11 protein-coding genes and 1 pseudogene are annotated in these 10,172 nt (G+C 68.6%); 3 read left to right on the plus strand and 9 right to left on the minus strand.

Translation table 11 applies throughout. The annotated features are described in order from the left end of the window. The 6 genes from B4A72_RS06170 to B4A72_RS06195 form a co-directional block, all read right to left on the minus strand. A partial coding sequence (locus B4A72_RS06170; RefSeq protein WP_292978234.1) for a peptidogalycan biosysnthesis protein occupies positions 1-413 on the minus strand: 413 nt, incomplete at its 3' end. A 94-nt stretch (positions 414-507) separates the two neighbouring features. Next, the gene (locus B4A72_RS06175; RefSeq protein ID WP_292978235.1) at positions 508-1,248 is read right to left on the minus strand and encodes an SDR family oxidoreductase; all 741 of its coding nucleotides are present in this window, start codon (positions 1,246-1,248) and stop codon (positions 508-510) included. Further along, positions 1,245-2,000 carry a glycerophosphodiester phosphodiesterase family protein gene (locus tag B4A72_RS06180; protein ID WP_292957671.1) on the minus strand — a complete coding sequence of 252 codons (756 nt, stop codon included), beginning with the start codon at positions 1,998-2,000 and terminating at the stop codon, positions 1,245-1,247. Before B4A72_RS06180 ends, B4A72_RS06175 begins: the two co-directional genes overlap by 4 nt. Continuing rightward, the gene (locus B4A72_RS06185) at positions 2,000-2,455 is read right to left on the minus strand and encodes a RidA family protein (protein WP_292957674.1); all 456 of its coding nucleotides are present in this window, start codon (positions 2,453-2,455) and stop codon (positions 2,000-2,002) included. Before B4A72_RS06185 ends, B4A72_RS06180 begins: the two co-directional genes overlap by 1 nt. A 7-nt stretch (positions 2,456-2,462) precedes the next feature. Then, entirely contained in the window at positions 2,463-2,915 is a 453-nt protein-coding gene (locus tag B4A72_RS06190; protein ID WP_292957677.1) for a YbjN domain-containing protein, read from the minus strand. A gap of 46 nt (positions 2,916-2,961) precedes the next feature. Continuing rightward, positions 2,962-6,414, minus strand: a complete 3,453-nt coding sequence (locus tag B4A72_RS06195; protein ID WP_292978236.1) for a chromosome segregation SMC family protein — start codon at positions 6,412-6,414, stop codon at positions 2,962-2,964. 164 nt (positions 6,415-6,578) lie between these two features. Between B4A72_RS06195 and B4A72_RS06200 the strand changes: the two genes are divergently transcribed. The 3 genes from B4A72_RS06200 to B4A72_RS06210 all read left to right on the plus strand — a co-directional run bounded on the left by B4A72_RS06200 (position 6,579) and on the right by B4A72_RS06210 (position 8,321). Next, positions 6,579-6,953, plus strand: coding sequence for a CidA/LrgA family protein (locus tag B4A72_RS06200; protein WP_292957683.1), 375 nt, complete (start codon positions 6,579-6,581; stop codon positions 6,951-6,953). After that, complete coding sequence (locus B4A72_RS06205) at positions 6,946-7,665, plus strand: LrgB family protein (protein WP_292957686.1); 720 nt, start codon at positions 6,946-6,948, stop codon at positions 7,663-7,665. Before B4A72_RS06200 ends, B4A72_RS06205 begins: the two co-directional genes overlap by 8 nt. Positions 7,666-7,922: 257 nt before the next feature. Then, positions 7,923-8,321 carry a hypothetical protein gene (locus B4A72_RS06210; RefSeq protein WP_292957689.1) on the plus strand — a complete coding sequence of 133 codons (399 nt, stop codon included), beginning with the start codon at positions 7,923-7,925 and terminating at the stop codon, positions 8,319-8,321. Between the two features lie 143 nt (positions 8,322-8,464). Here the strand turns inward: B4A72_RS06210 and mog are convergent, their stop codons facing one another. The 3 genes and pseudogenes from mog to B4A72_RS06225 all read right to left on the minus strand — a co-directional run. Further along, on the minus strand, positions 8,465-9,028 hold the full coding sequence (gene mog / locus B4A72_RS06215) for a molybdopterin adenylyltransferase (RefSeq protein ID WP_292957692.1): 564 nt from the start codon (positions 9,026-9,028) through the stop codon (positions 8,465-8,467). A gap of 67 nt (positions 9,029-9,095) precedes the next feature. After that, positions 9,096-9,605 carry a DinB family protein gene (locus B4A72_RS06220; RefSeq protein WP_292978237.1) on the minus strand — a complete coding sequence of 170 codons (510 nt, stop codon included), beginning with the start codon at positions 9,603-9,605 and terminating at the stop codon, positions 9,096-9,098. 36 nt (positions 9,606-9,641) lie between these two features. After that, positions 9,642-10,172: pseudogene (locus B4A72_RS06225) on the minus strand (argininosuccinate synthase domain-containing protein); the annotation flags it as partial.

Consider the following 10,172-nt stretch of genomic DNA (forward strand, 5'->3'; position numbering starts at 1 on the left):
CCGCCACGTTCGGCGATCTGGGTCATGCCCGCCAGCAGCGCCTGACGCACGCCCGGATCGGGCGACAGAAGCCGCGTGCCGGTGGCGGGCGTGAAGGGCACGGCGCATTGCAGCTTGGGATAATAGCGCCCGCCCGCCCGCGCATAGGCCTGCGCCCAGGCATGATCGAAGATATATTCGCCCTGACTATGCGATTTGGCGTAAAGCGGCGCCGCACCGACGATCTGGCCGTCGCGTTCGACGGTCAGATGCAAGGGCTGCCAGCCGCTGCCCGTCCCGACCGAGCGCGACGATTCCAGCGCCGACAGGAAGCGGTGACTGGTAAAGGGGTTGCCGTCGCCAAGCCGGTCCCATGTCGCGGCAGGGATCTGGACGATGGCCGCATGGGTGGTGAGGGTAAGGGGCGCGCTCATGCCCCCGAAGCTAGGGCTTCCCGCGCGGCTTGTCAGCGGGGCGCGCGATCACAAGCCGCGTGATCGCTCGCGGGTGCCTGCGGCGCGGGCAGCTTCAGCGTCCGCCGCTGACATCCAGGATCGCGCCGCTGACGTAGCGGGCGGCATCGCTGGCCAGCCAGATGATCGCCTCGGCCACCTCGTCGGCGCTGCCGGGCCTGCCCATCGGAATGTTGCCGGCCAGCCGCGTGGCGCGGTCGGGGATGCCGCTATCGGCCTGCATCTCGGTCTCGATCAGGCCGGGGCGGATGGCGTTGACGCGCACATTCCGCGGTCCCAGTTCCTTCGCCAGTCCAAGGGTCAGCGTGTCGATGGCGCCCTTGCTGGCGGCATAGTCGACAAATTCGCCGGGCGAGCCCAGGCGCGCCGCGGCCGAAGACATCAGCGTCAGAGAGGTCGTGACCCCGTCCTCGCGCGGCAGCCGGCGCGCCGCCTCGCGCGCCACCAGAAGCGCGCCCAGCAGGTTCACCCGGACCATCCGTTCCAGCCGATCGGGCGTGGTCTGGGCCAGCGCCATCGCCGGCGCCACGATGCCCGCATTGGCGACCACCGCGTCCAGTCCGCCGAACGCCGCCTCGGCCCGGTCGAAGATGCGCGCCACATCATCCGCCTGGGCGACATCGGCTTGCAGCGCGATGGCCCGGCCGCCGGCCTTTTCAACGGCCACGACGACGTCGTCGGCCGCATCCCGCCGGTCGCGATAGTTCACCCCCACCGACCAGCCCCGCGCCCCGGCCATCAGCGCCGCCGCGCGACCGATGCCGCGCGAGGCGCCGGTGATCAGGATGCGCGTCACCTTGCCGCCTCGTAGCCCTCGAAGGTGATGTTGTCGGCGATGCGGCGGGCCACGGCCTCTTCTTCGGGCGACTTGATCGTCCAGCACAGGATCGGCACGCCCTGCGCCTTCAGCGCATCGACGCGCGGATTGCCCAGATCGTTCTTGTCATGCGAGATGAAGGACGCCCCGCTGCGGTCGAAATCATCTATGTCGGCCAGGTGGATGCGGGTCTCGGCGTCCAGCATAGGCCATCCCGCCTTGTCATAGCCGCAGGTGGTCAGGCCCACGGGGATGTCCGGCGCGATGTCATGGAAGGCCGCGACGGTATGCGGGTTGAACGACATCACCGCAACGGCCCCCTCGTATCCCGCCAGAGCCGATGCGACACGGGCGTGCAATTCGCCGATATTCGGACCCATGCGACCGTCCTGATCCTTGATCTCGATCAGCAACGGCACGCGGCCATCGACCAGTTTCAGGAAATCGGCCAGCGACGGGATGGCCTGATCGCTGTCCAGCAGGCGCATTTCGGCCAGTGTCTCGGGATCGAGATCGACGATATAGCCTTCGTCCCCGGCCATCCGCGACAGGTCGTAATCGTGAAACACCATCGGCGCGCCTCCCGCGACCGGCTGGATGTCCAGTTCGATCCCGTAGCCCTGTTCGATCGCGGCCTCGGCCGCTGCAAGGCTGTTTTCGGGGCGGCCGGGACCATGCAATCCGCGATGGGCGATCGGCGTGTCCAGAAAGGCGCGAGGCAGCATGGCCATCATTTCACCTCGAAGATGGCTTCGATCTCGACCGCGACGCCGAAGGGCAGCGAGGGCGCCGAGACGGCGGCGCGGGCATGGCGGCCGGCATCGCCGAAGACTTCGACCATCAGATCGGAACAGCCGTTGATCACCTTGGGCTGGTCGCCGAAATCCGGCGTCGAATTGACGAAACCGGTCAGCTTGACCACGCGCGATACCCGGTCCAGATCGCCGATGGCCGATTTCAGCTGTGCGATCAGCGCAAGGCCACAGCGGCGGGCGGCGGCGGCGCCGTCCTCCACCGACAGGCCGTCGCCCAGCCTGCCCTTGATCATGCCTTTCTCGCCGGCGCTGATCTGACCCGAGACGAAGATCAGGTTGCCCGTCCGCACGAAGGGAACGTAATTCGCAGCCGGGGCCGGCGCGTCGGGAAGGGTGATGCCTTTTTCGGCCAGTGTCGCTTCGATGCTCATCTCGTCCTCACCAGTTCATGTAGTTGCGGAAATCGGCCAGCATCGAGCCCCAATTGTCAAGAATGTCGGCAAAGGTCCGCTTTCCGATCCCCGTCCCCGACAGCATCACATCCATCGCGACAAAGGGGTTGCCGGCATCGTCCAGATAGACGCGACCAAAGCGGAATTCCCGGTTCCAGGCATTGATCGCGGCCATGTCGGCCGGCGCGCCCTCGCTGAAGCCGGCGACGAACTGGACCGAATCGCAGGGTCCGGGGTCGCAATCGTAGAAATAGATGCTGAACTTGTTGCCATCGGCCGAGGTCGTCAGCCGCGGCGCGCCGTAATCGTCCTTGCCGCGGATCACCGTCATGCCGCGATCCTGCAGGATGTTCTGGATCTGGCCGGCATCGGCTTTCACCTGTGCCGCCGCAGGCAGCGCGATCAGGCAGGCGAAGGTAGCGGCAGGAATGCGGCGCATCGGGGCCTCCTTGGCAGGCTCTGGCGGCACCCTAGCGCGGGCCGGTTCAGGCGACCAGAGCCTCGGCGCGTTTCAGATCGACGCTGACAAGCTGGCTGACGCCCTGTTCGACCATCGTCACCCCGAACAGGCGGTCCATCCGCGCCATCGTCACCGCGTGGTGGGTGATGATCAGGAACCGCGTCTGGGTGCGCCGCGTCATTTCGTCCAGCAGGTCGCAGAAGCGGCTGACATTGGCGTCGTCCAGCGGCGCATCCACCTCGTCCAGAACGCAGATCGGGGCTGGATTGGCCAGGAAGACCGCAAAGATCAGCGCCATCGCGGTCAGGGTCTGCTCGCCCCCCGACAAAAGCGACAGGGTGGACAGCTTCTTGCCCGGCGGCTGGCACATGATTTCCAGCCCGGCATCCAGAGGATCGTCCGATTCGACCAGAACCAGCCGCGCCTCGCCGCCGCCGAACAGGGTGGTGAAGAGAGTCGAGAAATTCGCGTTCACCGTGTCGAAGGCGGTCAGCAGGCGTTCGCGCCCCTCGCGGTTCAGGCTGCCGATGCCCGCGCGCAGCTTGCGGATCGCCTCTTCCAGATCGGTCTTCTCGCCGGCCAGTTGGTCGCGTTCCTCCTCGAGTTCGCGCTTGTCCTCGTCGGCGCGCAGATTGACCGCGCCCAGACCGTCGCGCTGCGTGCGCAGGCGGGCGATCCTGTCTTCCAGCAGGGCCACCGGCGTATCGCTGTCGGCGGCGTCCAGCGTCGCCAGCAGGGCCTGGGGGCTGTCCTCGGTTTCCTCGTGGATGCGGGCGCGGGCCGCGGCCTCGCCGTCGCGGGCGGCATCACGGCGGGCCTCTCGGGCGGCGCGGGTTTCGCGGGCCTCGGAGGCCGCCCGTTCGGCCTCGCGTTCGGCATGAGCGGCGGCGCGCGCGGCCTCGTCGGCGGCGGACAGGGCAGTCCGCGCGGCGGCCATACGGGTTTCTGCCTGCGCCTCGCGGTCGGACAGGGCCGCGCGTTTCCCGGCCAGAATGGCGGGCTGGGCCTCGGCCTGTTCCAGCTCGTCGGCCGCAGCCTCGCGCCGCGCGGCCAGTTCGGCGGCCCGCGTCCCGGCCTGTTGCAGCCGCAGCTTCCAGCCGGATTCCTCTTTCGCGATCTCTTGCAGGCGCTTGATCCGGGCATTGCCCTCGCGGCGCAATTCGTCCAGTGCGGCGCGGCGGGTCATGGTGGCGATCCGCGCCGCCTCGACGCCGGTGCGGGCGTTCTCGACCGCCAGCGCGGCCTCGCCGCGGTCGGGCAGATCGGCCAGGGCGCGGTCCGCCTGCGTCAGCCGCGCCTGCGCATCCAGCGCATCCTCGCGGTGTCGCCTGACCTCGGCCACCGCCGATTCGGCCCGGCTGCTGGCCATGGCCAGATCCGATTCCGCCCGCGTCGCCGCGCGCGCGGCATCCGACAGCAGCCGTTCCGCCTCGCGCCGGGCATCGCGGGCCGATTTCTCGCGCCCGGACAGATCGGCCAGCCGCGCGCGGGCCTTGTCATGTGCCTCGGCGGCAGCGTCCGCCCGGGCCCGGGCCTGTTCCGCCTGACCGCCTATCTCGTTGAGCTGGTTGACCTTTTGCAAATGCAGTGCGGCCTGAGAGGAAGCCTCGCCCGCCATGACCCGCATTCCGTCCCAGCGGAACAGATCGCCTTGGGGCGTGACCAGCCGCTGACCGGGCGCCAGCGCCGCCTGCATCGCGGCGGCTTCCGCCGCATCGCTGACCAGCCCGATCTGCGACAATCTCCGGTCCAGCGCATCCGGCCCCGTCACCTGTCGCGCCAAGGGTTCGGCCCCGTCCGGCAGGGCCTGCGGGCTGTCCCAGCCCGGCAGGACATGCCAGCCCGTCTCTCCATCCTCGGCCAGACCGGCGCGCAGGTCATCGCCAAGCGCCGCGCCAAAGGCGATCTCGGATCCCTTGGCCACCTGCACCCGGTCAAGGATCGCCTTGCCGCCCGATTGCCCGCGTTCCACCAGCCGCCGCAGGGCTGCCATCTCGGCGGCCAGCGCGCCCGATTCGCCCTCGGCCTCGGATCGCGCGGCGCGGGCCGCGGCCTCGACGGTCTCGGCCTCGCTGCGCGCGGCCTCGGCCTCGGCCAGCGCCTGTTCGGCGGCCTCGGCCCGGTCGCGGGCGGCCTCTTGCGCGGTTTCCGCGGCCTGCAAGGCCGTCTGCGCGGCGGTTCCCGCATCGGCGGCGCGGCCGGCGCTTTCGCTGGCCTCGGCCGCCGCCCGTTCGGCGCGCTGCAGAATGGCCCGCAGATCGCCGGCCAGCCGTTCGGCCGATTGGTGCCTGGCCGCCAGACGGGCCGATTCGTCGGTCAGTTCGGCCAGCCGCGCCTCGACCTCGCGCAGCGACTCGGCCGCCTCGTCGGCCCGCGCGGCTGCCGCGTCCAGCCGGTCGTCGTGACCCCTGCCGGCCTTGTCCAGTTCGGTCCGCTCCCAAGCCAACCTTTCGACAACCTCGCCCGCATCGCGGTTCAGCGCATCCTCGCGCTCGATATCGCGATCCAGCTGGGCGATCCGCGCGACCAGCGTGCGCACCGCATCCGCCGCCCGTGCCTCGGCCTCGTCCAGCGCCTCGCGCTCGACCGCAAGCCGCTGCCGGATCGCCGCCGCCACCTGTTCCTCTTCGCGCAGGGCCGGCAGCGCGGCCTCGGCCTCTTCACGCCGCGCCCCGGCCAGACGCGACGCCAATTCGGCCTCGCCCGCCGTCTTCACCGCCGCCGCAAGCGCCTCGGCCGCCGCCAGACGGGCCGCCTCGGCCTCGGCCCAGCGGCGATACAGCAGCACCCCCTCGGCCAGCCGCAAGGCGGCGCCGATCTCGCGGTACTTCGCCGCCGCGCGGGCCTGGCGCGCCAGCGAGGCCGCCTGCGCCGACAGCTGATCCAGCGTATCATCGACGCGGGTCAGATTCGTCTCGGCCCCGTTCAGCTTCAATTCGGCCTCGTGGCGGCGCTGGTAGAGGCCGCTGATCCCGGCCGCCTCTTCAAGGATCCGGCGGCGGCTCCTGGGTTTGGCATTGATCAATTCGCTGATCTGCCCCTGCCGCACCAGCGCCGGTGAATGCGCGCCGGTCGAGGCGTCGGCGAACAGCATCTGCACGTCGCGCGCCCGAACCTCCTTGCCGCCGATCTTGTAGGCGCTGCCCGCGTCGCGCGTGATCCGGCGCACGATGTCGAAATGATCCTCGTCGTTGAAACCCGCCGGTGCCAGCCGGTCGCGGTTGTCCACGCCAAGGCTGACCTCGGCATGACCGCGGGCCGAACGGCGCGAGGTGCCGGCGAAGATGACGTCCTCCATTCCGGCGCCGCGCATCGCGGTCGGACGGTTCTCGCCCATGACCCACCGCAGGGCTTCCAGCAGGTTCGACTTGCCGCAGCCATTCGGTCCCACGACACCGGTCAGCCCTTCGCGGATGACCAGATCGGTCGGGTCCACGAAGCTTTTGAAGCCGTTGAGTCGGAGCCGGTCGAAACGCAAGGCGAAAATCCGTCAGAATCGGGTCAGTCTAGCGGATTGTTCCGTCCTTGACCCTACAAGTCAACATCAACCGCTATATGTGGAATTATTGCACCACTTATCCACAAGATGAGTGTTCCAGAAAGGCACTGGCGCGGCCTGCGCGGCGGCGCTAGCGTCGGGCCATGATCGCATCGCTTGCCCTGATCCTGTCCTTCCAGCTTGTCGGCGAAATCGCCTCGCGCGGTCTGAATCTGCCATTGCCGGGTCCGGTCGTCGGTCTGCTGCTGCTGGTCGGCGCCTGCATCGCGCGGCCGGGACTGGCGCGGCGGATCCGGCCCGCCACGCAGGGGTTGCTGCAACATCTGTCGCTGTTCTTCGTTCCGGCAGGCGTCGGGATCGTGGCGCATCTGCAATTGCTGCGCCAGGACGGGCTGGGGCTGGCGCTGGCGCTGGCCGGCTCGACCATTCTGGCGATCGCGGCGGGGGCGCTGGCGTTTTCCTGGACGGCGCGGCTGACAGGCTCGATCGACCCTGCGGCGCTGAAAAGCGATGACTGATCCGCTGCTGATCTGGTCCTACCTGTCGGAAGGCCCGCTGCTGTGGCTGACCGCGACCCTGGCCGCCTATCTGATCGGAGATGCTGTCTTTCGTGCAAGCCGCCGGAAAAGCTGGGCGAATCCGGTTCTGGTGGCAATCATCCTGCTGGCGCTGCTGCTATGGGGGACCGGGACGGATTACGCCACCTATTTCGAAGGCGCGCAATTCGTCCATTTCATGCTGGGGCCGGCGACCGTAGCCTTGGGCCTGCCGCTCTATGACAATCTGCCGCGTGTGCGCAAGGCCGCCTGGCCGATGCTGGCGGGACTGCTGGCGGGGTCCTCGGTCGCGATCGTCTCGGCGTTGGCGATTGCCAAGGGCTTCGGAATCGGGGGACCTGTCCTGGCCTCTCTGGCGCCGAAATCAACCACGGCGCCGGTCGCCATCGGCATCGCCGAACGGATCGGCGGCCAGCCCACGCTGACCGCCGCGCTGGTCCTGATGACCGGCATCTTCGGCGCGATCATCGTCACGCCGTTGCTGAATGCGCTGCGGATCAGGGACTGGCGTGCAAGGGGCTTTTCGGTCGGCGTGGCGGCGCACGGCATCGGCACCGCCCGCGCCTTCCAGGTGAACGAGACGGCGGGTGCCTTTTCCGGTATCGGCATGGGATTGAACGCGGTTCTGACCGCGATCATCGCGCCGCTGGCGCTGCGGCTGTTCGGCGGCTGAGAACTGCCGCATCCGCCGGCCTCTCCGCCGCTGCGAAGGCGCTGCGGCGGAGAGGCCGGCGATGGTCATCAGAAGATTGCGCGCGCTCATATACTCGGCAGCGCAGTTCCTTTATAGAGGTATCAGTCGGGCGGTTCTGCCGCGGCGTCACGGCGCCCGGCCGATAGGCGGCCTCCAGGACCGTGACCATGCGCGCCGGATCATTGACCGGGCGCGAACCGCGGCCCGCAGGCCGCCGGAACAGGACAAGCCTGTCGATGCCGGAGGAAAGCCGGCCGCGGGGCCACGCAGCAGATCGGCGACAGGGCAGCAATCCGATCCGCAGGGACGGACCCGCCGAATCGCGGTCCGCCCAGCCCCAAACGACCGAACCGCCTCTGCCGCCCGATATGAAACGCCACATTGTGAGGAAGATCCGAGTGACACGCAAAGACAAGCCGAGCCCGCTGTTCGGCCAATTTTTCAAGCCGACCGAAACCCTTCAGGACCGCACCACGGCGGCGGCAAAGCTGATCATCGACGAGGACCGCACGCGCCGGGACGAACTGTCCGCCAAGCTGAAGGAAGCACGGTTGAAGCGCGACGAAAAGCGCGCCGCCGAGGCCGCGGCGGCAGCCGCGCCCAAGAAGCGCGCGTCCCGGAAGAAGTCGGGCTGATACCATCCTGCGATGCCCGGCCCGGCGCCCCGCGCCGCTTCGCCCGCAAGGCGGTCGCCGGAACCTTTCGCCCTGGCACGAACAGCATCGCATCCTCCCGCCCCCGATTATAGACGATTGTGGCCGAGGTTGCCGGCGGGGCCTCAGGCGGGGTCTGACGCGGCGCTTTTCGCTTGCGGCCTGAACGCATCGATCTTTGCCGGGTCGGTCTCGATCCGTCCCGCGCCCAGCAGGTCAAGGCAATAGGGCACGGCCGCAAAGACCGCATTGAGGCAGGTGGCGATGGCCGACGGCTTGCCGGGAAGCGTGATGATCAGCGTGGCATCGCGGCTGACCGCCGTCTGGCGCGACAGGATCGCGGTCGGAACCTCGCGCAGGCTGGCGCGGCGCATTTCCTCGCCGAAGCCCGGATATTCGCGTTCGGCCACGTCCATCACCGCCTCGGGCGTCTGGTCGCGCGGCGCGGGGCCGGTGCCGCCGGTGACGAGGATCAGGTCCGCCCCGCCTTCGGCCAGTTCGCGCAGCCTGGACGCCACGCCCTCGCGCCCGTCGGGAACGATGTGCCGGGCGATCTCCACCGGCGAGATGATGACATCGCGCAGCCAGTCTTCCGCGCCAGGGCCGCCCTTGTCGGGATATTCACCGGCTGCTGCACGGTCGCTGACGGTCAGGATGGCGATGCGGGCGGTCCGCCGCTGGTCGGTCATGGCAAGGCCCTTTCGGTTGCGGCATGGTGGTTCCCGGAACAGATCGCCGGAAATCCGGGGAAGCGCGTCACGGATCCTCGGCGGGCATGAAGGCGATATCCGTGGCACCGGGCTTTTCTCCGGCGGCGGTCAGCATGGCGTGGATTTGTCCGCGGTGATGGGTCTGGTGGTTGAAAAGCTGCATCACCACAAGCGGTTTGGGCCGGGACATGTTCCGGCCGGCCGCGCCGGAGAACCAGGAAAGTTCGCCGGCGAACCAGTCGGGATCGACCGACGCGGCCCAGGACAGGATCAACTGGTCGGAGGCGGCGCGCGCCTTGCGAAAATCGTCCCAATCGCCCTCGAACGCGGTCGACTCGGCCAGACCGCCCGCGGGCGCGGCCAGATCGGTGAAGCGGCTCATCCAGATGCGGTCGGCCCAGCAGACATGGAAAAACGTCTTCTCGATCGACCCGAAGAAGGCCCCGCGGTCACGCTGCCGCGCGGCTGGTCCGATCCGCGTCGCCGCGCTGACCAGATTGTCGTTCTGCCACAGATTGTATCGCGCCATCGCATGCACATATTCGGCATTGGGCATTCCAGATCTCCTTTCCCAACCGACCGCGGGCCGTCGTCACTTCACCCGCGCGTTGCGATTCGCCACCAGTTTCAGCCGCAGGGCGTTCAGGCGGATGAAGCCCGCCGCGTCCTTCTGGTCATAGGCGCCGGCGTCGTCCTCGAAGGTGACATGGGCTTCGCTGTAAAGCGAGTGATCCGACCAGCGGCCGACGCAATGCACACTGCCCTTGTACAGCTTCAGCCGGACGGTGCCGGTGACGTGCTGCTGCGACTTGTCGATGGCCGCCTGCAACATCTCGCGTTCGGGGCTGAACCAGAAGCCGTTATAGATCAGTTCGGCATAGCGCGGCATCAGGCTGTCCTTCAGATGGCCCGCCCCCGAATCCAGCGTGATCTGTTCGATGCCGCGATGCGCCTCCAGCAGGATGGTGCCGCCGGGGGTCTCGTAGATGCCGCGCGACTTCATGCCGACAAAGCGGTTTTCCACGAAATCCAGCCGGCCGATGCCGTGCCGGCGGCCATATTCGTTGAGATCGGTCAGGATCGTGGCGGGCGACAGCGCCGTGCCGTTGATCGCCACGGCGTC

The sequence above is a fragment of the Paracoccus sp. UBA5162 genome, assembly GCF_002413585.1.
GTDB lineage: Bacteria > Pseudomonadota > Alphaproteobacteria > Rhodobacterales > Rhodobacteraceae > Paracoccus.

Bases quoted from the DNA above. Each gene is read 5' to 3' on its own strand.
- B4A72_RS06210 (WP_292957689.1), top strand. From the start codon at position 7,923: ATGCCGGAGGAAAGCCGGCCGCGGGGCCACGCAGCAGATCGGCGACAG.
- B4A72_RS06190 (WP_292957677.1), bottom strand. From the start codon at position 2,915: ATGCGCCGCATTCCTGCCGCTACCTTCGCCTGCCTGATCGCGCTGCCT.
- B4A72_RS06220 (WP_292978237.1), bottom strand. From the start codon at position 9,605: ATGCCCAATGCCGAATATGTGCATGCGATGGCGCGATACAATCTGTGG.
- B4A72_RS06205 (WP_292957686.1), top strand. From the start codon at position 6,946: ATGACTGATCCGCTGCTGATCTGGTCCTACCTGTCGGAAGGCCCGCTG.
- B4A72_RS06200 (WP_292957683.1), top strand. From the start codon at position 6,579: ATGATCGCATCGCTTGCCCTGATCCTGTCCTTCCAGCTTGTCGGCGAA.
- B4A72_RS06185 (WP_292957674.1), bottom strand. From the start codon at position 2,455: ATGAGCATCGAAGCGACACTGGCCGAAAAAGGCATCACCCTTCCCGAC.
- B4A72_RS06180 (WP_292957671.1), bottom strand. From the start codon at position 2,000: ATGGCCATGCTGCCTCGCGCCTTTCTGGACACGCCGATCGCCCATCGC.
- mog (WP_292957692.1), bottom strand. From the start codon at position 9,028: ATGACCGACCAGCGGCGGACCGCCCGCATCGCCATCCTGACCGTCAGC.